We start from the raw sequence: 25404 nt of genomic DNA, 5'->3' as shown, positions 1-25404 counted from the left end.
GGACTTTGAACAATGTTATTTGCATGGATAACCGATCCTAACGCCTGGCTGGCGCTGGGCACCTTGACGCTGCTGGAGATCGTGCTCGGGATCGATAATATTATTTTTCTCTCTCTGGTTGTGGCCAAGCTCCCCACCGCCCAGCGCGCCCACGCGCGACGGATCGGTTTAATGGGGGCGATGGTCATGCGCCTGGCGCTGCTGGCCTCTATCGCCTGGGTCGTTAAGCTGACCAACCCGCTCTTTACCGTCCTCGGTCAGGAGATTTCGTTTCGCGATCTGATCTTGCTGTTTGGCGGACTGTTCCTTATCTGGAAAGCCAGTAAAGAGATCCATGAATCTATCGAAGGCGAAGAGGAGGGGCTGAAAACTAACGTTCACTCCTTCCTCGGCGCCATCGTGCAGATCATGCTGCTGGACATCATCTTTAGCCTCGACTCGGTGATCACCGCCGTCGGCCTGTCGGATCATCTGTTTATTATGATGGCGGCGGTTGTGATTGCGGTGGGGGTCATGATGTTCGCCGCGCGACCTATCGGCGATTTTGTTGACCGTCATCCGTCGGTGAAAATGCTGGCGCTGTCGTTTCTGATCCTCGTCGGCTTTACCCTGATGCTGGAAAGTTTCGACGTCCATGTGCCGAAGGGATACATCTACTTCGCGATGTTCTTCTCTATTGCGGTGGAGAGCCTTAACCTGCTGCGCAATAAGAAAAACCCGCTGTAAACCACAAAATTGCAGCCTGGTCACAGGCTGCAACCCTTTTTCAGACTTTACTGCTTTTTATGTCTCACAAATCAGGCTATTAATAGACAGGTATGGGGTGCAGCTACTCAAGAGGTGATGACGATGAAAAAATGGGCAGTATTGATTTCCGCCGTAGGACTGGCGTTCTCGGTTTCCGGTTGCAGCAGCGATTACGTCATGGCGACCAAAGATGGGCGAATGATCCTGACCGACGGTAAACCCACCGTGGATGACGATACCGGTCTTATCAGCTACGAAGATCAGCAGGGTAATAAAATGCAGATCAATCGTGACGACGTTTCACAAATCATTAAGCGTTAATTTTTCCCCGTCGGCCCCAGCCTCTGTTGACGCTGCGCTTACCGACAACCAGTCTTCTGAGAAGAGTCGGGACACACCAGGACACCGCGGGTTTCACCCACCGCTCCTCCTCGTCACCCGGCTTTTTTGATTTTTTTACTTCCTCTTTTTCTCACCCTCTGCCATGTTGATACTCCTTTGTCGGGGAATGCCTGACCTTATAAATAAAAAGGAAGCTGGCTATGCAGTATCACCGTATCCCACACAGTTCACTTGAAATCAGCACCCTCGGGCTGGGAACCATGACCTTTGGCGAGCAGAACAGCGAGGCCGATGCCCATCAGCAGCTCGACTATGCGGTCGCCAACGGCATCAATCTGATCGATGTCGCTGAAATGTACCCTGTCCCGCCGCGCCCGGAAACTCAGGGGCTGACCGAAGCCTACGTCGGCAACTGGCTGGCGAAACGCGGCAATCGCGAAAAGCTGGTGCTCGCCTCGAAGGTCAGCGGGCCCGCGCGTAATAACGACAGCAGTATTCGACCAAACCACGTCCTGGACCGGAAAAATATCCGCGAGGCGCTGCACGCCAGTCTGAAGCGTCTGCAGACCGATTATCTCGACCTGTATCAGGTACACTGGCCGCAGCGCCCCACCAACTGCTTTGGCAAGCTGGGCTACACCTGGGCCGACGCCGCCCCCGCGGTGACCCTGCTGGATACCCTCGAGGCGCTGACCGAGTTCCAGCGCGCCGGCAAGATCCGCTACATCGGCGTGTCGAACGAAACCGCCTTCGGCGTGATGCGTTATCTGCACCTGGCGGATAAGCACGACCTGCCGCGGATCGTGACCATTCAGAACCCCTACAGCCTGCTGAACCGCAGCTTTGAAGTCGGCCTGGCGGAAGTGAGTCAGTTCGAAGGCGTGGAGCTGCTGGCCTACTCCTGCCTGGCTTTCGGCACCCTGACCGGGAAGTACCTCAACGGCGCGAAGCCGGCGGGGGCGCGCAATACGCTGTTCAGCCGCTTTACGCGCTACAGCAGCGAGCAGTCGCAGAAAGCGGTGGCGGCGTATGTGGATATCGCCAAACGCCACGGCCTCGATCCGGCGCAAATGGCGCTGGCCTTTGTGCGTCGGCAGCCGTTTGTCGCCAGCACCCTGCTGGGGGCGACGACCATGGCGCAGCTGCAGGCCAACGTGGAAAGTTTACAGCTTGAGCTGAGCGAAGAGGTATTAGCGGAGATTGAAGCGGTGCATCAGGTTTATACCTACCCGGCTCCGTAGCATGACCTGTCGACGCCGGCTTCTGGCGTCGCGTTGTTGCCCGGTGGCGGCTACGCCTTACCGGGCCTTCGCTACCCCGGTCGGGTAGCCACCTCAGCAGCCGCGGTAGCCCGGGTCAGGCGTAAGCCGCAACCCGGGGTTTCCCTCTGCCCGCGCGCCTGGCAGGGGTTACGATTTCGAGTCAACCGCGACGAGAAGTTATTTACGCCGCCCCCAGACCCACAGCGCGGCGATGGCCACGGCAAACACCGCGCCAAAACCTATCCCCACGGCGACCGGCGGAACGCCCACGCTCACCGCCAGGGAATAGAGCCCCAGCATCAGCAGCATCGCCACGTTTTCGCCCAGGTTCTGTACCGCAATCGCGTTACCCGCCCCGACCGAGTGTTTCCCGCGCTCCTGCAGCAGCGCATTCAGCGGCACGATAAAGAAGCCGCCGAACACCCCGAGCAGCAGTAGCAGTCCGAACGCCGGCAGCAGCGACTGCTGCACCGCAAACGCCATTACCGCAATACCGATCAATATCCCGGCCGGCATACAGCGCGACACCGTCTCCAGAGTCACCAGCTTCGCCGCCGCCCCGGCCCCCAGCACAATCCCCACCGCCACCATCGCATTAAGATAGGTGGGCATGGCGTTGCTGGTAATGCCCAGCGCTACCGGCACCCAGATCACCAGCAGGAAGCGCAGGGTCACGCCAGCGCCCCAGAACAGGCTGGTGCCCATCAGCGAAAAGCGGGTTTCGCCGTTGCGCCACAGCGTGCGGCAGGCGCTGAAGAAGCTGTGCGTCATCGGCTTAAAACGCCATGACTGCCCCGGACGCGCCGCCGGCAGCCTGGGTATCCACAGGTTAGCCACCACCGCCCCGCCGTAGACCAGCGCGCAGACGATCAGCGCCGCCAGCACGTGCCAGTCGGCGAGGATCCCACCGGCCATGGAGCCCAGCAGGATCGCCGCGATGGTCGAGGACTCCATCAGTCCGTTAGCCTTCACTAACTTATCGCCGGTGGTCAGTTCGCCGAGAATGCCATACTTGGCCGGCGAATAGGCGGCGGCGCCAATCCCCACCAGCGTATAGCCGATAAACGGATTAACGCCGAAGCAGATGCAGCCGGCGCCGAGCAGCTTCAGGCCGTTGGCCACCATCATCACCCGGCCTTTGGCAAAGCTGTCGGCGAACTGGCCGACAAAGGGGGCAAACAGGATGTAAGCGCCCACAAACAACATCTGCAGGACCGGCTGGCTCCACTCCGGATAATAAAGCTGCTTCATCAGCGCCAGGGTGGCGAAGAGAAGCGCATTGTCGCCGAAGGCCGACAGGAACTGGGCGCAGATCACCGCCATCATCCCTTTTGAATACAGCGAAGGGTTAGTATGCACTGACTCACTCATGGGTTGTTTCCGCCTCGTCGACCATGTTTTTCAGGGTGACATAGTCTGGCTTGCCGCTGCCGAGCACCGGCAGCTGTTTCAGCCAGCGTATATCGCGCGGCACCGCCAGCTCCGGTACGCCGTGCTGGCGAGCGTAGCGCAGCAGGGCTTCGCGAGTCAGTTCATTATCGGTGGTAAACAGCACCAGCGCCTCGCCTTTGCTGGCGTCCTGTTTAATCGCCGTGGCGTGCATTTTGTCCGGCGACGCGCCGAGGGCCACCTGCTCCACCATCTCAAGAGAGATCATTTCGCCAGCGATTTTGGCGAAGCGCTTCGCGCGGCCCTGGATGCGGACATAGCCCTGCTCGTCGAAGGTGACGATATCGCCGGTGTCATACCAACCCGCTTCCTTTTCGCCGTGCTGATTTTCCGCCGTCGGCGCTTCCAGCACCCCGGGATTTTCCACCCGCAGGTAGCCTTTCATAATGTTCGGCCCTTTCAGCTGCAGCCGCCCCCCCTGCTCAATGCCAGGCATCGCCAGCAGGCGGGCGTCCATCCCCGGCAGGATACGCCCCACGGTGCCGACCTTCGCCGCCATGGGCACGTTGATCGAGACCACCGGGGCGCACTCGGTCACGCCATAGCCTTCGAGAATGCGCAGGCCGAATTTATCCTGCCACAGCTGTTTGGTGCTCTCCTGCAGCTTCTCCGCCCCGGCGACCACATAGCGCAGTCGATAGAAATCATAGGGGTTAGCGAAGCGGGCATAGTTGGCGAGGAAGGTCGAGGTGCCGAACAGCACTGTGCAGTTGCGATCGTAGACCAGCTCCGGCACCACGCGATAGTGCAGCGGGCTGGGATAGAGAAACACCTCCGCACCGGTAAGCAGCGGCGTCAGCAGACCGACGGTGAGGCCAAAGGAGTGGAACAGCGGCAGCGCCGACATAAAGCGGTCATTAGCGGTAAAGTCGGCAATGGTTTTGATCTGCTCGACGTTGGCCAGCAGACTTTTATGGCTGTGCACCACCCCTTTCGGATTGCCCTCCGAGCCGGAGGTGAAGAGGATCATCGCCGCGTCTTCCGGCTGCTGCTTAACCTGCGCCAGACGCGGCGCCAGCAGATGGCCGAAAATCCACAGTTTGTCCGCAGGGGTGATATCGCCTTTGAGATCTTCCAGGAACACCCAGCGCACCTGGGTCAGCTGCTCCGGCAGGTGCCAGAGCTTGCCTTTATCGAGAAAGGTGCGCGAGGTAAAAATGGTGTTGAGTTCCGCGGCGGCGATGGCGCTGCTGAGCCCTTTCACCCCGGCGGTATAGTTCATCATCGCCGGAATGCGCCCGCGGGCGATCGCGCCGAAAATCACCGCCGCGCTGATGCCGGCGTTGGGCAGCATCAGGCCGATCTTCTCGCCCCGCTGGCTGTATTTTTCCAGAATGCGGGCGACAAACAGGGTTTTGGTCAGCAGCTTGCGATAGGTATCCGGCTGGAAGTTGATATCCTCCACGCAGGGTTTGCGCGCGCCGAAGCGGTCCTGCGCCGCCAGCAGCGACTCATACAGGGTTTCCCGCGGACGCACCGCCATCCGGGCTTCCATCATGATCTGATGCAGCATTTCTCCGGCGATTTTGCGCCGGTCGCGGGCGCGCGGCGCCTCAGGCATCGGCAGATGGGTGGGCGGCAGCAGATGCAGCTGAATACGCGGGAACAGGCGACGTTTCACCAGCCCCTTCAGCCGGCTGAAGGGCGTCAGCTCAGCGCCTTCAATGCGCAGCGGCACGATGGTCGCCTGCGATTTGGCGGCGACAAAGGCGGCGCCGTCATAAATTTTCATCAGCGAGCCGCTGACCGAAATTCGCCCTTCCGGGAAGATGACCACCGGCCGCCCCTGTTCAATCAGGCGCACCAGATGTTTGATCGACATCGGTTTGGTCGGGTCCAGCGGCACAAAATCGATAATCGGCGTCAGCGCGCGCATAAACCAGCGCTGGCTGATTGAGGTATAGACGGCAAAAACCGGTCGGACCGGCAAAAACAGCGCCAGCAGAATGCCGTCGAGGAACGAGACGTGGTTCGGGGTAATTAAGACTTTTTGCTGGTGCAAAGCCTGCGTGTCGCCGGTCAGTCTGACCCGGTATAACCCCTTGAACAGCAGTCTGAAAAATCCCAATAGCATAACAACTCCATGTGACCGGTGATGAGTCAAAGCAGGTTACACGAGAAGGCGTGGGAAAGCAGTGCAGCGGGGGGATTTTCAGAATAAAAAAAACCTGCGCATCCGCGCAGGCTGGTGTAAGACGTCCAGTACGAAGAGCGTACCTGAGAAACTCACCTATCAATACCTCTGGGATCTCGATTGTCGCGTTTTTCGCCCGGTTCGGGCCAGCGGGAAAACGCAAGGGAGTGAGCCTAAGTGCAACCAGTTATTACGATTTTCGCTATCTGTAACAACGCCGGCGACGGGCAAAAAAAAACCTGCGCATCTGCGCAGGCTGGTGTAAGTAAAGTGGTCAACATGACGTTGACTCCACCTATCAATACCTCTGGGAGAGCCAGAATATCAACCTGCTCGGCGGACAAACCAGCGAACATTCGCAACAGCGCATCGCAAAGTGTAAGCAAAGGTTTGTATTTCCCCGAGCCGGTTTCAATTACTGATAGGGTCAATGTAAACAGGTCACCGATAAGCCCGCTCTGAATCACATTTGCGCCATTCCTTCGCCGCCGCGCCTTGAATCTGCCGCTCTTTCCCGTAACATAGCAGTATGTAAACGCTTACCCTATAAAAGGCATGGTATGGCGACAATTAAGGATGTAGCCCGACTCGCAGGAGTCTCCGTCGCTACCGTCTCCCGCGTCATCAACAACTCTCCCAAAGCCAGCGAAGCCTCGCGTCAGTCCGTGGGCGCGGCGATGGAAACCCTCAACTATCATCCCAACGCGAACGCCCGGGCGCTGGCCCAGCAGTCCACGGAAACCGTCGGCCTGGTGGTAGGCGATGTCTCCGACCCCTTCTTCGGCGCGATGGTCAAAGCCGTCGAACAGGTGGCCTATCGCACCGGCAACTTTTTGCTGATTGGCAATGGCTACCACAACGTGCAGAAGGAGCGCCAGGCGATAGAGCAGCTGATCCGTCACCGCTGCGCGGCGCTGGTGGTGCATGCCAAAATGATCCCCGATGAGGAACTCGCCGGGCTGATGAAGCAGATCCCCGGCATGGTGCTGATCAACCGCATCCTGCCCGGATATGAAACGCGCTGCGTGGCGCTGGACGATCGCTACGGCGCCTGGCTGGCGACCCGCCATCTGATCCAGCAGGGGCACACGCGTATCGGCTACCTGTGCTCAAACCACGATATCTCTGATGCGGAAGATCGCCTGCAGGGGTACTACGCGGCGCTGGAGGAGAGCGGCCTGCCGTGCAACGACCGGCTGGTCACGTTCGCCGAGCCGGATGAAAGCGGCGGCGAACAGGCGATGACCGAACTGCTTGGCCGCGGCCGCCACTTTAGCGCCGTCGCCTGCTATAACGACTCGATGGCCGCCGGCGCGATGGGGGTGCTGAACGACAACGGCATCGACGTCCCGCGGGAAATTTCGCTGATCGGCTTCGACGATGTCCTGATTTCGCGCTATGTTCGCCCGCGGCTGACCACCGTCCGCTACCCGATCGTCACGATGGCGACCCAGGCGGCCGAGCTGGCCTTAGCCCTGGCGGAGCAGCGCCCGGCGCCGGAGATCACCCACCTGTTCAGCCCGACGCTGGTGCGCCGTCATTCGGTGGTGGCCCCGCAGGAAGGCGATAAGTCGTAGCGATAGAGATGCACGGCGGTGGCCGGGTAATCCAGCCCCTCGCCGATGTAGCGCCAGCCGAAGCGTTCATAAAAATCGCGGCAGGCGGAGTAGAGATAAAGCTCCCGATAGCCCGCGCGGCGGGCATAATCGATCACATGCCGCTGCAGTTGTCCGGCCAGCCCCTGACCGCGAGCGGCGGGCGCGACGTACAGCGCCGCCAGCCAGGGAAACAGATCCTGGCGGCTGATCAAATCGCAGCGCCAGAGGCCAATCGTTCCCAGCAGTTGCTCCCCTTCCACGGCAATAAAGGTCAGCGGCAGCGCCTCCGCCGTCTGGCTATGCTGCACAATGCTGGCGAAAAACTCCCGCGGCAGCGCCTCGCCGCCAAAGGCCTGCCACAGCCAGTCGGTCACCTCCCGGGCGAACTGCGGCGCGGCGTACAGCGGCAGGATCGTCATACCAGCTTCCCCTGAAAAATCGGCACCGAGTCGAACAGATAGCCGTCAAAGTCCGGGGCGTCTTCATCGGACAGCTCCAGCAGACTGTTTTTAACGTTTTCCAGATGCTGCCACATCGCCTGCCAGGCGCCCATCACATCGCGACGCCGCAGCGCGGCAAGCAGGGTCTGCCGGTCGCCGAGCCACTTCAGCCGCCAGGCGCGGCTGGCAATATGCACATTGAACTGCTGCCACAGCGGGCTGCTGTCCATCTGCAGCCAGATCCGCTCCACCGTCGCTAACAGCATCTGGTTCTGCGTCGCCCCAGCCAGCACCAGATGGAACAGACGAGCGTTATCCTGGGCGGTGTCGTTGAGGGCGATTGCCCGCTGCTCCTGCTCGATAATCCGCTTCAGATTATCGATATCGGCGCGGGTGGCCATTTTCGCGGCAAAGGCGGCGATATTGCTCTCCAGCAGCTGGCGCGCCTGGAGAATTTCAAACGGACCAACGTCGCTGCTGAGCAGCTGCTCTTCTTCGCTGTCGTTTTCGTGCGGGATACGCATGACGTACACCCCGGATCCCTGACGGATATCCACCGTCCCCTGCAGCTCCAGCATCAGCAGCGCTTCGCGCACGATGGTCCGGCTGACGCCATAGGTTTCGGCAATATGGCGTTCCGGCGGCAAGCGCGACCCGACCGGGTAGCGCCCCTGCGCGATCTGGGCGCGCAGGTCATCACCAATCTCCTGATAGGGCTTCTTTTCCGGCGGAATTATCGCTTTTTCCACAAAATCACCTGTGCGTTACATGCCTGCGAGTCAAACACGGCGCTATCTTAGCAAATATTGCCCCCGGCTAGCGGTATTCATCATCGATATCCAGCACCAGTTCACGCCGTTCGCCGAGCTGACGAAACCAGTGCGCCGAGGCTTTGGGTCGCCGGGCGCGATGGTTTTGCAGATCGATTTCGATAAGCCCGTAGCGGTTTTTAAAGGCGTTCATCGGCGACACGTTGTCGGTAAACGCCCACAGCATATAGCCCTGGCAGTTGGCCCCTGCCTCGCGGGCGCGCAGGGTGTGCCACAGATGTTCGCTGATAAAACGAATGCGGTAGCTGTCGTCAATGGCGCCTTCGCGATTACGGAACTGGCCTTCGTTTTCCACCCCCATCCCGCTCTCCGCCACGAACCAGGGAATGTTGCGATAGTCATTTTTTATCCGCATCGCCATATCAAAGATGATTTGCGGGTAGATTTCCCAGCCGCGGGAGGCGTTCATCCGCCGGCCGGGCAGCTCAAACGGCTCATAATACCAGGCCGGATGGAACGGGGTATGCGGATGCCAGGCCCGCGACGGGGCTTTGACCCGGTGCGGATAGTAAAGGTTAATCCCCAGCTCATCGACGGTGTGCTCGCGGATAATCGCCAGATCCTCCGCGCTGGCCTCCCACGTCACCTGATGCTGCTCAAGCAGCGCGAGAAGCGCTGGCGGCCAGACCCCGTGCACCAGCGGGTCGAGAAACATACGGTTGTAGAACAGATCGTAGATCTCCGCCGCGCGCAGGTCATGCGGGGCGTGGGAGCGCGGGTAGGTCACCTCCGGATTGAGGATGCAGCCGACGGTCCCGGGATAGCCTAGCTCGCGAAATCGCTTCACGACGCAAGCGGTCGCCAGCACCTTATGGTAGTTCCACTGCATCCAGGTGCTGGTGTTCTGCTCATAGGGCCAGCGCAGGGCATCAAGATAGACCCGGGTCTGCACCACGATCGGCTCATTAAAGGTAAACCAGCGGGTCACCTTCGGGTGGTAGCGGGCAAAAACCTGCTCCGCGTAGCGCACAAACAGCTCGACCACCGTTTTCGACCCCCAGCCGCCATACTTTTCCAGCAGATAGCCCGGTAATTCGTAATGCTCAAGGCAGATCATCGGCGTGATGCCGTTGGCCAGCAGCGCATCGAACAGCTGGTCGTAATAGGCCGCATACTCCTCATCCACCGTGACGTTTTCATAGTCGGTCAGAAAGCGCGACCAGTTGATCGAAGTGCGGTAGTGGGTCAGCCCGGCCAGCTTCATCAGCTGCACATCTTCCTGAAAGCGGTTGATAAAATTGGTAGCCACCGCCGGGCCATAGCCGTTATGCCAGACGTGACGGTCGTTTTTGTACCAGAGATCGGGCCAGGAGTCCTGCCCCGGTTTTTTCCCGCTCCAGCCCTCGGTCTGCCAGGCGGAAGCCGCCGCGCCAAGGATAAAATCATCGGGAATAGTCATCCGTACGGTAGTCATAGGCTCCTCAGACAGGGTTGGCGGTCTGTTGATTGTCTGCCTGACGCTGCGCGGCATCGGCACGGCGGGAGGCGATTTTGACGAAAGGCAGATAGATAAGCACCGCGGCCACGATGCAGATCAGCTGGGTGACCACCGCCCCCATCGAGCCGGCGGTGGAGAGCCAGGCATTGATCAGCGGCGGCGTGGTCCAGGGCACCATCACCACCGCCTTGCCGGCGAAGCCGGTCAGGGTGGCGAAATAGCCGATGCTGCCGGTCACCAGCGGGGTGATGATAAACGGGATGGCGAGGATCGGGTTGAGCATGATCGGCATCCCGAAGATCACCGGCTCGTTAATATTGAACAGCCCCGGGCCTATCGACAGCTTGGCGATCTCTTTCATCTCTTTGCGCCTGGTGGCGATCATCACCGCAATCAGCAGGCCGATGGTCAGCCCCGAGCCGCCGATGCTCATGTAAACATCCCAGAAGGGCATGGTGATGATGTTCGGTACCTCTTTCCCCTGCTCAAAGGCGCTCATATTGACGGTGATCGCCCCCAGCAGCAGCGGCTCGCGGATCGGCTTGATCATCTGGTTGCCGTGAATACCGATCACCCAGAACAGCTGGGCGACGAACATCAGCAGCAGGATCCCCGGCAGGCTCTGCACCACCCGCTCCAGCGGCTGCTGCACCACCTGGTAGACCGCATCGTAGAGATACATTCCCGTCAGCTGGTGGAAGAGAAAACCAAAGGTGGCGATCGCGGTGGTGGTGATGATCGCCGGGATCAGCGCGGAAAAAGAGGCTGAAACGTTCGGCGGCACGGTATCCGGCATCTTGATCTTCAGTCCCTTGCGCCCCTCCAGCCAGCAGTAAATCTCGACCGACAGAATAGCGATGAACATCCCGAGGAACAGGCTGCGGGTGTCGGAGAACTGACGCAGCAGGACATCTTTCACCACGTGCATCTGGCCATCGACCATCATCTCTACCGTGGTCGGCGTGACGCAGATAAAGCAGATCACCGCCAGCAGGCCGGGAAACAGGCTTTTGATGCCGTTGATCCGCCCCAGCTCAATGCCGATCAGAAACACGGCGCCGATATTGAGGAAGTTGAGCGTGGCGTAGTTCAGCGCGCTGGTGATCGGCTTCAGCGCGGCGAGAAAGGAGAGCGAGGAAAAGCTGGCGAGCCCATTCTTTGGATCCAGCACCATATTGGAGATCAGTACCGAAAAGGCCCCGACGATGATCACCGGCATCAGGGTAATAAACGCCGATTTGATCGCCATAATGTAGCGATAGCTGTTGAATGTCGTCGCGAAACGCCCCAGCGCGTCGATCAGTTTGTCCTGTAATGCCATAAAAGAGTACCTCAGAGTAAAGGGCTTATTGCGGCCAGGTGGACAGCCAGAGACTTTTGGCATACCAAAACATAGTTGCCAGGTAAAAATTGTTCTGTGACAGGGCTCGCAACCCGCTGCGTGGTATCCCAAATATCGATAATAAATGCTATTGGCATACCAGATAGCGCCGGTTGGTCAGTTCCTGCTAAAAGCGTGATCGCGATGGTTTTTCCGCCCCGCCCCGTCGATATGTCCCTTTTCGGTCTGTGATAAACTGCGCCTTACCACGTGAAATCAGGAATCGATGAATGGCTACAATGCTGGATGTCTCAATTCGCGCAGGCGTCTCGAAAGCGACGGTTTCCCGCGTGTTGAACGGCACAGGTCAGGTGAAAGAGAGCACCCGCCAACAGGTCTTTAAAGCGATGGAAGAGCTGGGCTATCGGCCGAATTTCCTTGCCCGCTCGCTGGCCAATCAGACCAGCAACAGTATCGGGCTGGTCGTCTCCACCTTTGACGGCTTCTACTTTGGCCGTCTGCTGCAGCAGGCGTCACGCCAGACCGAAGCCTGGGGAAAACAGCTTATCGTCACCGACGGCCATGATACGCCGGAGCGCGAAGAGGAAGCAGTGCAGATGCTCGCCGACCGGCAGTGCGATGCGATCATCCTCTATACCCGGCATATGAGCGAGAAGGCGATCATGTCGCTGATTAACTCGATCGCCATGCCGCTGGTGGTGATTAACCGTGATGTGGCGCAGGCCCGCGAACGCTGCGTGTTCTTCGAACAGCAGGAAGCCGCCTTCCAGGCCGTGGAGTATCTGATTACCCAGGGCCACCGCGATATCGCCTGCATCACTGTCCCGATGCACACCCCCACCGGCCAGGCGCGCCTGCAGGGCTATCGCAACGCGCTGATAAAACATGGTATTGAGTGGGATCCGAGCCGGGTGAAATACGGGGACTCGACGATGACCCGCGGCTACGAGCTGTGCCGGGAACTGCTGGACGAGAAAGCCCGCTTCAGCGCGCTGTTTTCCTGTAACGATGATATGGCGCTGGGGGCGTCTAAGGCGCTGCATCAGGCGGGGCTGCGTATTCCGCAGGATGTGTCGCTGTTTGGCTTCGACGATGCGCCAAGCGCGAAATGGCTGGAGCCGGGGCTGTCGACGGTCTATCTGCCGATCGACAACATGATCACCACGGCTATCGATCAGGCGATCAAGCTTGCTAACCAGCAGCCGATCGAAACGATCCCGCCGTTCACCGGCACGCTGGTGTTGCGTGAGTCGGTGACGACGGGACCTTTTTTTAAATAAGCTCTAAGGCCAGCAGCTCCTGGATGGTCTGGCGACGGCGGATAAGCCGCGCCTTGCCGCCATCAAACAGCACCTCCGGCAGCAGCGGACGGCTGTTATAGTTGGATGACATCGAAGCCCCGTAGGCGCCAGTGTCATGGAGCACCAGATAATCCCCTGGGGCCACCGCCGGCAGCAGACGGGTCTCGACTTTCCCCCCTTCCTGCTGGGTAAAGACGTCCCCGGACTCGCACAGCGGCCCGGCCACCACGGTCTCCACCTGCGGCGCGGCGCTGAGATCGCGGCCATCCGCCGCCAGAGCGGTGATATGATGATAGCTGCCGTACATTGCCGGGCGCATCAGGTCGTTAAAGCCGGCGTCAATCAGCACGAAGTGGCGGCTGCCCATCTCTTTCACGCTGCGCACCTGCGACACCAGCACGCCGGACTCGGCCACCAGGAAGCGTCCGGGTTCAATCTCCAGTTTCACCGGGTGACCCAGATGGGTGGCGATCTGCTCCCGGGCGCGGTTCCACAGACCATAATAGTGAGCGGTGTCGATGGCCTCTTCGCCCTCGCGGTAAGGAATAGACAGGCCGCCGCCGGCGGAGATGGCCTGCAGATCCTGACCAAAGTCGACAACCTGGCGCACCATCGCGCCGCACACCTGCTCCAGGTGACCATAGTCGACGCCAGAGCCGATATGCATATGGATCCCCACCAGCTGCAGCTGATAGCGACGCATCACTTCCAGCGCCGCCGGCAGGTGGCTGTACCAGATGCCATGCTTGCTGTTCTCACCGCCGGTATTGGTTTTCTGGCTGTGGCCGTGGCCAAAGCCCGGGTTGACGCGCAGCCAGACGCGATGGCCCGGCGACACTTCACCCAGCTGGCTCAGCATGTCGATCGAGCCGGCGTTCACCGGGATCTGTAACGCCTTGACGCGATCGAGGGTCGCCTCGTCGATCAGATCGGCGGTGAAGACAATATCCTCTGGATTCTGCTGCGGATCGTAGCCCGCCGCCAGCGCACGCTCGATCTCCCCCAGCGACACCGAGTCCACCTTCACCCCCTGCTCGCGCATCAGACGCAGAATATGGATGTTAGAGCAGGCTTTTTGCGCAAAACGCACCACGTCAAACTGGCTGAGCTGGGCAATCTGGCGGCGAATAATCTGCGCATCATAGACCCAGACCGGGCAGCCAAATTCCGCCGGCAGGCGCAGCAGGTTGTCCGCGGTCAGATCGGTATCGGTGGCGTAAAGCGAGTGTGGCATAAGAACTCCGGTGTAGTGCGTGTGTTGGTCGCTGTTTTTTCTGATTACGCCACAGCGCCGGACGAATAAAAAATATCGTTTTATCGCGACTCTATGCAAAAATGATATAGTTACAGCCGAGCCTCAGGGAGACCGCATGCCAGCCGTCAATTTGCGTCATATCGAAATCTTTCATGCGGTGATGACCACCGGCAACCTGACCGAGGCCGCGCGGATGCTGCATACCTCCCAGCCCACCGTCAGCCGCGAGCTGGCGCGCTTTGAGAAGGTGCTCGGCCTGCGGCTGTTTGAACGGACCCGCGGTCGCCTGCAGCCAACCGTGCAGGGCCTGCGCCTGTTTGAGGAGGTTCAGCGTTCCTGGTACGGCCTGGACCGCATCGTCAGCGCCGCCGAGAGCCTGCGCGAGTTCCGCCAGGGCGAGCTGTCGATAGCCTGTCTGCCGGTCTTTTCCCAGTCCTTTCTGCCGCTGCTGTTGCCGCCGTTCCTCGCCCGCTACCCGGAGGTCAGCCTGCAGATCGTCCCTCAGGAGTCGCCGCTGCTGGAGGAATGGCTCTCCGCCCAGCGCCATGACCTTGGTCTGACGGAGACCCTGCATACCCCCGCGGGCACTGAACGCACCCCGCTGCTGACGCTGAATGAAGTCTGCGTGCTGCCCGCCGGCCATCCGCTGGCGGCGCAGACGACGCTGACCCCCGCCGATTTTCAGGGCGAGAACTACATCAGCCTGTCGCGCACCGACAGCTATCGCCAGCTGCTCGACGCCCTGTTCCTTGAGCATCAGGTCAAGCGGCGGATGGTGGTCGAAACCCACAGCGCGGCCTCGATCTGCGCCATGGTGCGCGCCGGCGCCGGGATCTCGGTGGTTAACCCGCTGACCGCCCTGGACTATGCCGATAGCGGCGTGGTGGTGCGCCGCTTCAGCGTCGAAGTGCCGTTTACCGTCAGCCTGATCCGCCCGCTCCATCGCCCGCGATCGGCGCTGGTCGACGCCTTCGTGACGCACCTGCAGCAGAGTCTGCCGCAGATCCTCACGCCGCTGGCGTCGGTTCTGCAGAGAGCATAAAGTTGACCGCGTCCTCAGCGTGGATCGCCGCGGTGTCAAAGACCGGCAGCGGGCTGAGCTCGGCAGGCACCAGCAGGCCAATTTCCGTGCAGCCGAAAATAACCCCTTCCGCCCCCTGCTCCGCCAGGGCGGCAATCACCTGCAGATAATAATCCCGCGACGCCTCGCTGAAGGTGCCGAGACAGAGTTCGTCGAAAATGATCTGATTGATCCGCGCCCGATCGTCGGCCTCGGGGATCAGCGTCTCGATGGCAAACTGCGCCTGCAGACGACCCCGGTAAAAGGTCTGCTCCATGGTATAGCGGGTGCCCAGCAGCGCGACCCGCCGCTGGCCCTTGGCGGCAATCGCCCTTCCGGTAGCGTCGGCGATATGCAGAAAGGGAACCTGGCAGCGGGCGGCGATGGCATCCGCCACCTTGTGCATGGTGTTAGTGCACAGGACAATGCCCTCGGCGCCCGCCTGCTGCAGCCCAACCGCGGCGTCGGCAAGGATCGCGCCGGCGCGATCCCAGTCGCCGGTGGACTGACAGGCTTCAATCTCGTGAAAATCGACGCTATGCAACACCAGTCTGGCGGAGTGCAGCCCGCCCAGTCGCGCCTTCACGCCTTCATTAATCAGGCGATAGTAAGGGATCGTTGACTCCCAGCTCATGCCGCCTAACAGGCCAATGGTTTTCATCTTTTGCTCCTTATGTTGTTTCTGCCAGTGAAACAAACTTGTGATCAACTTTCCACTTCTCTGGCCGCGTATTTCTTTTTCATGAAGAGTGAGATAACTTAAGTGAAACGATGTTTCATTTTAACAACAGGATCGGCAGATGTTTATTTTCCATAAAGACACCACCCTTGAAGACCTTGGCAATGGCGTAACCCGCCGCATTCTGGCCCATGATGGCAAAATGATGGCCGTGGAGGTGAATTTTGCCGCCGGCGCCGTCGGCCCGATGCATAACCACCCTCACGAACAGCTCACCTACGTGCTCTCCGGCGAGTTCGAATTCACCATCGGCGAGGAGACGCGCGTCGTCAGCGCTGGCGATACGCTGTACAAGCAGCCGGGGATCATGCACGGCTGCGTCTGCCTGCAGCCCGGCACGCTGCTCGATACCTTTACCCCCATCCGCGAAGATTTTCTCCAGGGTTAATCCCTGTCGGGGGGCGCTTGCCGCCCCCGGTTATCTACCTGTACCTTCGAATAAAATATACCGGCAAAATCATTATCCTGATAATAATATTCCCCGCCTCGCTTACGCTGATATTTCATACTTTTCAGTCCCTCACAAACGCCTAAAATGCTTACCACCTCACCTTTTTGAAACATCGTTTCGACTTTGATCACATTTCCATCCAGATCTGCATGACGCGGAAATAAATCGCAATAAAATGAAATTAAAACGGTGTTTTATAAAAAACAGATCAGCATAAAAAAAGAGCCTGACGGCCCCTCCACGCTGGGCCACTTAAAACCTAACCCATTCATTAACAAGGATATGTTAACCAGAGGAAGCGTTCAGACTTTTTTGCGTGGTTCGCGGCCAAAGGCCGACAGCGCCGCGTCACCGGATCCGTATTACAACTCGTAAGCCAGGTAGGTATGTATGAATGAAAACAAGCTGCTGGGATTGGCATGGATATCGCCCTATATCATCGGGCTGATTGTCTTTACCGCTTTTCCTTTTGTTTCATCTTTCTTTCTCAGTTTTACTGAGTACGACTTGATGAGTCCGCCGGTATTTAACGGCATTGAAAACTATCGCTATATGTTGACCGAGGATAGCCTGTTCTGGAAATCGATGGGGGTGACCTTTGCCTACGTCTTTTTAACCATCCCCTTAAAACTGGCTTTCGCCCTCGGCATTGCCTTTGTGCTCAATTTCAAACTGCGCGGTATCGGCTTTTTCCGCACCGCCTACTATATCCCGTCGATCCTTGGCAGCTCGGTGGCGATTGCCGTGCTGTGGCGCGCCCTGTTCGCCATTGACGGCCTGCTGAACAGTTTTCTCGCCGTCTTTGGCATCGATGCCATCAACTGGCTGGGGGAACCCTCGCTGGCGCTGATGTCGGTCACCCTGCTGCGCGTCTGGCAGTTTGGTTCCGCGATGGTCATCTTCCTCGCCGCGCTGCAGAACGTCCCGCAGTCGCAGTATGAGGCGGCGATGATCGACGGCGCCTCGAAGTGGCAGATGTTTATGAAGGTCACCGTGCCGCTGATCACCCCGGTGATTTTCTTCAACTTTATTATGCAGACCACCCAGGCGTTCCAGGAGTTTACCGGCCCGTACGTGATAACCGGCGGCGGCCCGACCTATTACACCTACCTGTTCTCGCTCTACATCTACGATACCGCCTTTAAGTACTTCGACATGGGCTATGGCGCCGCGCTGGCGTGGGTGCTGTTCCTCGTCGTGGCGGTCTTTGCGTCGATAGCCTTTAAGTCATCGAAATACTGGGTCTTCTATTCCGCCGATAAGGGAGGCAAAAATGGCTGATATTCAACAGATGGCGCCGGTGATGAGCGACGCCGATCGTGAGGTGGCCCGTACGCTGCGCCGGGAAAAGGTGAGCCGGGTGGTGCGCTACGTCGTGCTGGTGTTCGTCGGCCTGCTGATGCTCTACCCGCTGGCGTGGATGTTCTCCGCCTCGTTCAAGCCGAACCATGAGATCTTCACCACCCTCGGGCTGTGGCCGACTCACGCCACCTGGGACGGGTTCATCAACGGCTGGAAGACCGGCACCGAATACCATTTCGGCCACTATATGCTGAACACCTTTAAGTATGTGATCCCGAAGGTCGTGTTAACGATCATCTCCTCCACCATTGTGGCGTACGGCTTCGCACGCTTTGAGATCCCGTGGAAGAAGTTCTGGTTCGCGACGCTCATCACCACCATGCTGCTGCCGAGCACCGTCCTGCTGATCCCGCAGTACCTGATGTTCCGTGAAATGGGGATGCTGAACAGCTATCTGCCGCTGTATCTGCCGCTGGCCTTCGCCACCCAGGGATTCTTTGTCTTCATGCTGATCCAGTTTCTGCGCGGCGTCCCGCGCGATATGGAAGAGGCGGCGCAGATCGACGGCTGCAACTCCATCCAGGTGCTGTGGTATGTGGTAGTGCCGATCCTCAAGCCGGCCATTATCTCGGTGGCGCTGTTCCAGTTCATGTGGTCGATGAACGACTTTATCGGTCCGCTGATCTACGTCTACAGCGTCGATAAGTATCCCATCGCGCTGGCGCTAAAAATGTCTATCGACGTCACGGAAGGCGCGCCGTGGAACGAAATTCTGGCAATGGCGAGCATCTCCATTCTGCCGTCCATCATCGTCTTCTTCCTGGCTCAACGCTACTTCGTGCAGGGCGTGACCAGCAGCGGAATCAAAGGTTAAGAGGGAAATATCATGGCTGAAGTGATTTTCAACAAACTGGAAAAAGTTTACTCAAACGGGTTTAAAGCGGTGCATGGTATCGACCTGAAGATTGCCGATGGCGAATTTATGGTGATCGTCGGCCCTTCCGGCTGCGCCAAATCGACCACCCTTCGCATGCTGGCGGGTCTGGAGACCATCAGCGGCGGCGAGGTGCGGATCGGCGATAAGATCGTCAACAACCTGGCGCCTAAATCCCGTGGTATCGCGATGGTGTTCCAGAACTACGCCCTCTATCCGCATATGACGGTAAGGGAAAACCTCGCCTTCGGCCTGAAGCTGAGCAAGCTGCCCAAGGCGCAGATTGATCGGCAGGTGGAGGAAGCGGCGAAAATTCTTGAACTGGAGGAGCTGCTGGAACGTCTGCCGCGCCAGCTCTCCGGCGGCCAGGCGCAGCGCGTGGCGGTGGGCCGGGCGATCGTCAAAAAACCGGACGTCTTCCTGTTCGACGAACCGCTCTCCAACCTTGACGCCAAGCTGCGCGCCTCGATGCGCATCCGCATTTCCGATCTGCATAAGCAGTTGAAAAAATCCGGTAAACCGGCGACCACCGTCTACGTTACCCACGATCAGACGGAAGCGATGACCATGGGCGACCGCATCTGCGTGATGAAGCTCGGCCACATTATGCAGGTCGATACCCCGGACAACCTCTACCACCAGCCGAAAAATATGTTTGTCGCCGGCTTCATCGGCGCGCCGGAGATGAATATTCGCCCCAGCCAGCTGGTTGAACACGACGGCCGCCTGTGCCTGACCCTTGGCGACCAGCGCCTGCCGTTGAACGACCGTCTGGCGGAGAAAGTCGGCGCGTATCAGCATCAGGAGGTGTTCTACGGGGTCCGCCCGGAATTCGTGTCGCTCTCCGACGCGCCGTTCGCCGAAGGCGGCTGCATGGGCGAGATGGTGCGGGTGGAAAACATGGGCCATGAGTTCTTTGTCTATCTGCAGGTCGCGGGCTACGAGCTGACCGCTCGCGTGCCGTCGGACGATGCGAAGCCGATGATAGCTAAGGGACTGAATCGAAAAGTCTATTTCACCTTTGATCTTAACAAGTGTCACATCTTTGACGCCAAAACCGAACAGAACCTCTCTCTGTGAACCCTGGAGCATAACAATGAAAAACATGCTGATAAGCGCCACCCTCTCCGCCACCCTCGGCCTTAGCGCCTTCTCCTCGCTGGCGCAGGATGTCGACCTGCGTATGTCCTGGTGGGGGGGCAATGGCCGCCATCAGGTGACTCTCAAGGCGCTGGAGGCTTTTCACCAGCAATATCCCGATATCAATGTCAAAGCGGAATATACCGGCTGGGACGGCCATCTTTCGCGCCTGACCACCCAGATAGCCGGCGGCACCGAGCCTGACGTGATGCAGACCAACTGGAACTGGCTGCCGATTTTTTCGAAAAATGGCGAGGGTTTTTACGATCTCAACACTCTGAAAGACGAGATCGATCTCAGCCAGTTCGACGCCAAAGAGCTGCAGTCCACCACGGTCAATGGCAAGCTCAACGGCATCCCGGTGTCGGTCACCGCCCGGGTCTTCTACTTTAACGACGAAGCGTGGAAAAAGGCGGGCATCCCCTTCCCGAAAACCTGGGATGAACTGCTGGCGGCGGGGAAAACTTTCGAAAGCAAACTCGGGAAACAGTACTACCCGGTGGTGCTTGAGCACCAGGACGTGCTGGCCCTGCTCAACTCTTACATGGTGCAAAAATACAACCAGCCGGCCATCGATGAGAAAGGACGCAAATTCTCCTACAGCAAAGCGCAGTGGGCGGACTTCTTCGGCATGTATAAGAAGCTTATCGACAGCCATGTCATGCCGGACACCCGCTACTATGCCTCCTTCGGCAAGAGCAACATGTACGAGATGAAGCCGTGGATCCAGGGTGAATGGGGCGGGACCTACATGTGGAACTCCACCATCAACAAATATTCCGACAACCTGAAGCCGCCGGCGAAGCTGGTGCTGGGGGAATACCCGATGCTCCCCGGAGCCACCGATGCCGGACTGTTCTTCAAGCCTGCGCAAATGCTGTCGATTGGCAAATCGACGAAAAACCCGCAGGCGGCGGCGAAAGTGATTAACTTCCTGCTGAACAGTAAAGAAGGGGTGGATATTCTCGGACTGGAGCGCGGCGTGCCGCTGAGTAAAGCGGCGGTCACCTACCTGACCGAAGACGGGATCATCAAAGCCGACGATCCGGCGGTGTCCGGTCTGAAGCTGGCGCAATCCCTGCCCACCACTCTGCCGGTCTCGCCGTACTTCGACGACCCGCAGATCGTCGCCCAGTTCGGCACCACCCTGCAGTACATCGACTACGGTAAAAAGTCGGTGGAAGAAGCGGCCGAGGACTTCCAGCGCCAGACCGACCGCATTCTGCGCCGCGCGATGCGCTAACCTGCCCGTCGGAAACCTCCCGCTGCGTCCGCCGCGGGAGAGCCTGCCTGAGTATCCTGTCAGAAGAAATATTTAAAGCGCACCCGGGCGCCGTAGCGTTCATCGGGATTCCCACTCTTCGCTGCCGTGGAATCGAGCCACGAGGCGTAGGCGCCAAGGTAAATATTGAAGTTCGGCATCGCCATAATATTCGGCAACTGCCAGGAAGTATGCACGGTGTGGATGTCATAGCGCCCCGGCACGAGGATTGCGCAGTCGTCATCGCACTCGCTGCTCACCCCGGCCATGTTGAACTGGTCGATTTTGTTATGCGCGTAGATATAGCCCAGCTCCACGCGATGCCACAGGGCGTTGATCCCGGCGCTGAAGTCGGTTTCGTCCGCCGCGTCCAGCAGGGCGGTACTCAGATTGACCACCGCCCCGTCCTGCGGATCGCTTTTCAGGGTGTTCCAGCTCATGGTCATCCCGTAGCCGGTACGGTTTGACTGGTCGACCCAGCGCCCGCCCTGGTTCTGATAGCCGTAGGCGTTGTTGACGAGGTTGCTCTCTATCGCCGCCGCCGCCGACCACGCGCCGGACTGCCACACCGCCACCGGCCGCACGTACACCACGTTTTTACGGTTTTCCAGCGCATTACCGTGATAGTTCTGATCGACAAACAGCGAACTGCCATCCTCCACCAGGGTGTTAACCTCGAAATACCAGTTATCCACCGTTTTGCTGAACAGGAGGTTGCCGCCGCTGCTGCTGCGCCCGCGCCCCTCTTTCATCATGTAAATATAGCCATAGCCGTCGGAATAGAGGTCGTTGGCGGTATTTCCTGAATATTCAATAAAGGTATCCTGATTCAGGGGGAACATATCCCAGGCTTCAAAGCGGCCTATTTTTATTTTCCAGTCATCCTGCTGACCAAAGAAAAATACCGCATCATCGAGATTCATTTTGCCATCCATATCCGCCAGGGGCTGCACGCTGAATCCGGCATATTTCCCGTCGGCGCCATTACGTCTGCCATCGAAACCCAGCAGAATACGGCCATTAATATCCCAACGCTCTTTATCACCGGGCGCCCAGCTTTTATTCGCGCTGGTTTTGACCGACGTCAGGCTGCCGGTGCGGCTGGCGCCATCAAGATTAAATTCGACGTCGCCATAAAATTTTAATTCGCCATTGTCGTTTAGCTGCAGGCGCGGCGTAGCCGGCGCCGCGCGGGCGACCGTCGTGGCCTGCTGCTGGCCTTTCAGCGTCTTAATCTCCGCCTCTGCGCTGGCGGCGCGCGCCTCCGTCGCCTTCAGCCGCTGCTCCATTTGCGCCAGCCGATCCTCCAGCGATAACGGCGCCTGCGCCATCGCCTGTGGCAGAGAGAGAGACGTGAGAAAACACCCGACCCAGATTTTATTCATCGGTAAACCCTTTTATTATGAAATGAACTAAATTTGTTATTAATGGGTAATGCACGACGATGCAGGCAATAATAACCCGCCCATCGTCAAAGACGGGTTATTAACGACAACAGCCTTATTATTATTCGAGCTGCCAGGCTCCGGCTTCAGTTAATGCCGCTGAGCCGCTCCAGGCAAATAACGCTAATTCACGGCGGGGAGCCTGCGGATAGATACGGCTGCTCAGGCAGGCTTCGCCGTCATTGACAAACACCTCCACCGAAGAGCTATCGAAAAATATCCGCAGATTGAGATCCGCCCCCGCGGTCAACGGCACGCTGCGCGTCCCGCACAGGCCATGCTGCGGATAATGCCGCTCCAGCACCAGACGCTGCTGCTGGGCATCCACGTAGAGGCGCAGGCCATCGCCAAAGCGCAGACCATACTGCTCGGCGCTGCTGCGGGCGCAGTTCCAGCGCAGGTTCACCTCCATCGCCTCGCAGTTGTCGACCATCGTGGTCTGCTGATTGTTCAGGGTGCTTACCGGCCACGGGAACCAGGCGCCGCGCAGACTCTCCACTTCTTTCGCCGGGCGCATCTGCAGGCGGTTATCCGCGCTCAGGCTCAGCTCGCGCGGCAGGGAGAGCATGCCCGCCCAGCCGTCCTGCTGCTCCGGCAGCGGTGATTCCCACATATCCAGCCAGCCAATCACGATCCGCCGGCCATCGGGGGTGGCGAAGCTTTGCGGCGCATAGAAATCGTGGCCATGATCCATCTCTCTGAACTCGCCGTGGCGGACGAATCGCTGCCCCGGCTGCCACTCGCCGATCAGATAGCCGCTCTGGAACAGGTTGCGGTTGCGGAACCCCTCGGCCTGCATCCCCTGCGGGGAAAACATCAGAACGCGTTTGCCGTTGAGGGTGAAGAAGTCCGGGCACTCCCACATATAGCCCATGGCGCTTTCCGCTTCATCCAGCACCCCCACATCCTGCCACTGGCGCAGATCGGCTGAGCGGTACAGCCGCACCTGGCCGGTATCGCCTTCGCGCGCGCCGACGATCATGTACCAGCTGTCTCCTTCCCGCCAGACCTTCGGGTCGCGGAAGTGGTGCATGCCCGGCGGGGTGTCGACCACCATCCCCTGGCGCTCGAAGTGGATCCCGTCCCGGCTGGTGGCCAGACACTGAACCTGATACAGATTGGCTTCGTCGCCCGGATCGCCGTGGAATTTATGCCCGGTGTAAATCAGCGCCAGGGTATCGCCATCGACCACCGCCGAGCCGGAGAAGCAGCCGTCTTTATCCTCCGGCCCCTCCGGCGCCAGGGCCACCGGCAGATGCTCCCAGTGCACCAGATCCTTACTCCGCGCGTGCCCCCAGTGCATCGGCCCCCACTGAGTGGAGTACGGGTGATGTTGATAAAAGGCATGGTACCAGCCGTCGAACCACACCAGACCGTTTGGGTCGTTGATCCACCCGGCGCGTGCCGCCAGGTGATAGTGCGGATACCAGCGCAGATTGAGCGCTTGGCGTTGTGTCTGGAGTACCTGTTCAGCCCTGGAGATTGTGTAAGTCATCATTTTCACTCTTTTTGATTCAGACAGCGGTAGGTTGCGACACCAGCGGATCGGCGGAGGATTTGCCGGAGCGCAACAAGAAGATGGAAATAAAGGTGGTGCAGAACACCAGCAGGCCCATGATCAGATAGGACTGAGCGAAGCCATATTTTTCATAGCTGTAGCCCGCCAGCGGCGACAAAACGCTGGCGATAATCGAGCTGGTGCAGGCGAAGCCCACCAGATAGAGGGTGGAGGAGAGGCGTTTATCGAAGTTGATGCTGTTGTACTTAAAGATAGCCACCAGCAGTATCGGCAGCTCCACCGCGTGCAGCAGTTTAGTGATGGAGATCAGCAGCGGCCCCTCCACCAGGCCGGAGGCCACCATGCGCATCGCCATCACCATGCCGGCGAAAATCAGACCATTTTTGGCGCCGATGCGGTTCACCAGCCACGGCGCGCAGAACATGCCGGCCGCCTCGAGGAACACCTGGAAGGAGTTGAGGTAGCCATACATCTCATTGCCTTCCTGCAGGGTCGCGAACTGCGATGAGAAATAGACCGGGAACTGCTGGTCATAGACGCCGTAGATGCAGGTGCCGATGACGAAGAAGACCAGCGCCCAGAAGCGCGGCAGCGTCAGCAGGCGCAGCGCATCTTCCAGGGTCACCTTGCCGCCCGAAACCGCCTCCTGCATCGCATGCGGCGCCGAGGAGACGCGCAGCCGCGCCAGCAGGATAAAAAACACCAGTCCGGAACAGCTGGCGACGAGGAAGTTAAGCTGCGGATTGATGTTAAACAGCAGACCGGCGAAGAAGGTGGCCACCGCCCAGCCCAGCGAGCCCCACATCCGCGCCCTGCCGAATTCAAACTGGCTCTGGCGCGCCACGCGCTCGGTATAGGATTCCAGCACGCCAATGCCGCCGTTAAAGGTCAAGCCGATGTAGATCCCGCCGAAGATGCTGCCCAGCAGGACGTTAATTTTCAGCAGATGGCCGAACAGCAGATACGCCGGACCGGAGAGTATCAGCAGCGCGGTGATATACCAGAGCAGATGTTTGCGCAGCCCCAGCTTATCCTGGATAAAGCCATAGCAAACTTGCGCAAACAGCGCGGAAACCGACAGAACGGCGTAGATGATACCGGTATCGCCGGCCTTCAGCCCGACCTCCTGGTGCAGCCAGATGGAGAGCAAGGAGCCGGATGACGACCAGGTCACGAAAAAGAAAAACAGTAAGGCACTGAGCAACGGGTAGCTGTGTGAGTGATGCGCTTTCATCATGACATTCTCGTGTTAGAGGAATGCAATTATGGTAACGTTAACAAAAAACAAAGCGCAGGGGGATTCGCTGCGATACATGATGTTAATCACAAAAGTTAACGTTAACATAATGAAGATGCGATCGCGATCAAATATTAACCGCGGCAGCGTGGAGGACGAGGCTAGCATAAAATCGTTT

At 58.9% G+C, this 25404-nt stretch carries 24 protein-coding genes; 11 read left to right on the top strand and 13 right to left on the bottom strand.

All coding sequences use genetic code 11. The annotated features are described in order from the left end of the window. The first annotated feature begins 12 nt into the window (after positions 1 to 12). From ACLH1U_RS07835 to ACLH1U_RS07825, 3 genes are all read left to right on the top strand, one after another. A complete protein-coding gene (locus ACLH1U_RS07835) occupies positions 13 to 726 on the top strand; it encodes a TerC family protein (RefSeq protein WP_023290903.1) in 714 nt (237 codons plus the stop codon). 123 nt (positions 727 to 849) lie between these two features. Beyond that, entirely contained in the window at positions 850 to 1068 is a 219-nt protein-coding gene (locus tag ACLH1U_RS07830) for a YgdI/YgdR family lipoprotein (RefSeq protein WP_002915974.1), read from the top strand. 221 nt (positions 1069 to 1289) lie between these two features. Then, a complete protein-coding gene (locus ACLH1U_RS07825) occupies positions 1290 to 2330 on the top strand; it encodes an NADP(H)-dependent aldo-keto reductase (protein WP_065805354.1) in 1041 nt (346 codons plus the stop codon). Positions 2331 to 2528: 198 nt separating this feature from the next. Here the strand turns inward: ACLH1U_RS07825 and lplT are convergent, their stop codons facing one another. Then, entirely contained in the window at positions 2529 to 3722 is a 1194-nt protein-coding gene (lplT, locus tag ACLH1U_RS07820) for a lysophospholipid transporter LplT (protein WP_023290904.1), read from the bottom strand. Continuing rightward, positions 3715 to 5874: a bifunctional acyl-ACP--phospholipid O-acyltransferase/long-chain-fatty-acid--ACP ligase gene (gene aas, locus ACLH1U_RS07815; RefSeq protein ID WP_032453978.1), complete on the bottom strand. Its 2160-nt coding sequence runs from the start codon at positions 5872 to 5874 to the stop codon at positions 3715 to 3717. Before aas ends, lplT begins: the two co-directional genes overlap by 8 nt. Before the next feature lie 620 nt (positions 5875 to 6494). On the opposite strand from aas, the gene galR reads away from it, so the two are divergent. Continuing rightward, entirely contained in the window at positions 6495 to 7511 is a 1017-nt protein-coding gene (galR, locus tag ACLH1U_RS07810) for an HTH-type transcriptional regulator GalR (RefSeq protein ID WP_002915981.1), read from the top strand. Here the strand turns inward: galR and ACLH1U_RS07805 are convergent. The 4 genes from ACLH1U_RS07805 to ACLH1U_RS07790 form a co-directional block, all read right to left on the bottom strand. After that, positions 7472 to 7951, bottom strand: coding sequence for a GNAT family N-acetyltransferase (locus tag ACLH1U_RS07805; protein ID WP_023290906.1), 480 nt, complete (start codon positions 7949 to 7951; stop codon positions 7472 to 7474). The two genes, galR and ACLH1U_RS07805, sit on opposite strands and share 40 nt — an antisense overlap. After that, complete coding sequence (locus ACLH1U_RS07800) at positions 7948 to 8721, bottom strand: GntR family transcriptional regulator (protein ID WP_004205433.1); 774 nt, start codon at positions 8719 to 8721, stop codon at positions 7948 to 7950. Before ACLH1U_RS07800 ends, ACLH1U_RS07805 begins: the two co-directional genes overlap by 4 nt. A gap of 67 nt (positions 8722 to 8788) precedes the next feature. Beyond that, entirely contained in the window at positions 8789 to 10216 is a 1428-nt protein-coding gene (locus ACLH1U_RS07795) for a glycoside hydrolase family 1 protein (RefSeq protein WP_263084185.1), read from the bottom strand. A 7-nt stretch (positions 10217 to 10223) separates the two neighbouring features. Continuing rightward, a complete protein-coding gene (locus ACLH1U_RS07790; RefSeq protein ID WP_023290908.1) occupies positions 10224 to 11561 on the bottom strand; it encodes a PTS sugar transporter subunit IIC in 1338 nt (445 codons plus the stop codon). A 299-nt stretch (positions 11562 to 11860) separates the two neighbouring features. Between ACLH1U_RS07790 and ACLH1U_RS07785 the strand changes: the two genes are divergently transcribed. Further along, positions 11861 to 12862 (top strand): LacI family DNA-binding transcriptional regulator, encoded by a 1002-nt coding sequence (locus ACLH1U_RS07785; protein WP_004229436.1) that lies wholly within the window; start codon positions 11861 to 11863, stop codon positions 12860 to 12862. Here the strand turns inward: ACLH1U_RS07785 and lysA are convergent. Then, positions 12855 to 14117 carry a diaminopimelate decarboxylase gene (gene lysA, locus ACLH1U_RS07780; RefSeq protein ID WP_023290909.1) on the bottom strand — a complete coding sequence of 421 codons (1263 nt, stop codon included), beginning with the start codon at positions 14115 to 14117 and terminating at the stop codon, positions 12855 to 12857. The genes ACLH1U_RS07785 and lysA overlap by 8 nt on opposite strands. A gap of 136 nt (positions 14118 to 14253) precedes the next feature. On the opposite strand from lysA, the gene ACLH1U_RS07775 reads away from it, so the two are divergent. Continuing rightward, on the top strand, positions 14254 to 15180 hold the full coding sequence (locus ACLH1U_RS07775; protein WP_023319085.1) for a LysR family transcriptional regulator: 927 nt from the start codon (positions 14254 to 14256) through the stop codon (positions 15178 to 15180). On the opposite strand, the gene ACLH1U_RS07770 is transcribed toward ACLH1U_RS07775, so the two are convergent. After that, on the bottom strand, positions 15146 to 15859 hold the full coding sequence (locus ACLH1U_RS07770; RefSeq protein ID WP_023290911.1) for an aspartate/glutamate racemase: 714 nt from the start codon (positions 15857 to 15859) through the stop codon (positions 15146 to 15148). The two genes, ACLH1U_RS07775 and ACLH1U_RS07770, sit on opposite strands and share 35 nt — an antisense overlap. A 139-nt stretch (positions 15860 to 15998) precedes the next feature. Between ACLH1U_RS07770 and ACLH1U_RS07765 the strand changes: the two genes are divergently transcribed. Further along, positions 15999 to 16325 carry a cupin domain-containing protein gene (locus ACLH1U_RS07765; RefSeq protein ID WP_023290912.1) on the top strand — a complete coding sequence of 109 codons (327 nt, stop codon included), beginning with the start codon at positions 15999 to 16001 and terminating at the stop codon, positions 16323 to 16325. Here ACLH1U_RS07765 and ACLH1U_RS07760 read toward each other — a convergent pair. Beyond that, the gene (locus tag ACLH1U_RS07760) at positions 16322 to 16519 is read right to left on the bottom strand and encodes a hypothetical protein (RefSeq protein ID WP_032453985.1); all 198 of its coding nucleotides are present in this window, start codon (positions 16517 to 16519) and stop codon (positions 16322 to 16324) included. The genes ACLH1U_RS07765 and ACLH1U_RS07760 overlap by 4 nt on opposite strands. Before the next feature lie 259 nt (positions 16520 to 16778). Here ACLH1U_RS07760 and ACLH1U_RS07755 point away from each other — a divergent pair, with 259 nt between their 5' ends. From ACLH1U_RS07755 to ACLH1U_RS07740, 4 genes are read left to right on the top strand one after another with little or no spacing between them, the layout of a single operon-like run. After that, complete coding sequence (locus ACLH1U_RS07755; protein ID WP_002915995.1) at positions 16779 to 17669, top strand: carbohydrate ABC transporter permease; 891 nt, start codon at positions 16779 to 16781, stop codon at positions 17667 to 17669. Continuing rightward, positions 17662 to 18564: a carbohydrate ABC transporter permease gene (locus ACLH1U_RS07750; RefSeq protein ID WP_025711283.1), complete on the top strand. Its 903-nt coding sequence runs from the start codon at positions 17662 to 17664 to the stop codon at positions 18562 to 18564. Before ACLH1U_RS07755 ends, ACLH1U_RS07750 begins: the two co-directional genes overlap by 8 nt. A 12-nt stretch (positions 18565 to 18576) precedes the next feature. Continuing rightward, a complete protein-coding gene (locus ACLH1U_RS07745; RefSeq protein WP_017899248.1) occupies positions 18577 to 19704 on the top strand; it encodes an ABC transporter ATP-binding protein in 1128 nt (375 codons plus the stop codon). Positions 19705 to 19720: 16 nt separating this feature from the next. After that, positions 19721 to 21007 (top strand): ABC transporter substrate-binding protein, encoded by a 1287-nt coding sequence (locus ACLH1U_RS07740; RefSeq protein ID WP_411299165.1) that lies wholly within the window; start codon positions 19721 to 19723, stop codon positions 21005 to 21007. Between the two features lie 59 nt (positions 21008 to 21066). Here ACLH1U_RS07740 and ACLH1U_RS07735 read toward each other — a convergent pair whose 3' ends face one another. From ACLH1U_RS07735 to ACLH1U_RS07720, 4 genes are all read right to left on the bottom strand, one after another. Continuing rightward, positions 21067 to 22410 carry a carbohydrate porin gene (locus ACLH1U_RS07735; protein WP_032453987.1) on the bottom strand — a complete coding sequence of 448 codons (1344 nt, stop codon included), beginning with the start codon at positions 22408 to 22410 and terminating at the stop codon, positions 21067 to 21069. Between the two features lie 121 nt (positions 22411 to 22531). Continuing rightward, entirely contained in the window at positions 22532 to 23965 is a 1434-nt protein-coding gene (locus tag ACLH1U_RS07730) for a glycoside hydrolase family 32 protein (protein WP_032429209.1), read from the bottom strand. A 19-nt stretch (positions 23966 to 23984) separates the two neighbouring features. Further along, positions 23985 to 25226: an MFS transporter gene (locus ACLH1U_RS07725; RefSeq protein ID WP_023290917.1), complete on the bottom strand. Its 1242-nt coding sequence runs from the start codon at positions 25224 to 25226 to the stop codon at positions 23985 to 23987. A 12-nt stretch (positions 25227 to 25238) separates the two neighbouring features. Continuing rightward, positions 25239 to 25373: a hypothetical protein gene (locus tag ACLH1U_RS07720; protein WP_032429210.1), complete on the bottom strand. Its 135-nt coding sequence runs from the start codon at positions 25371 to 25373 to the stop codon at positions 25239 to 25241. Positions 25374 to 25404: the final 31 nt, after the last annotated feature.

This window comes from Klebsiella sp. 1SOBk5mer (assembly GCF_046603115.1).
Taxonomy (GTDB): Bacteria; Pseudomonadota; Gammaproteobacteria; order Enterobacterales; family Enterobacteriaceae; genus Klebsiella; species Klebsiella quasipneumoniae.
Note: the sequence above shows the minus strand (reverse complement) of the source record. Positions and strands in the feature narration are given on the sequence as shown.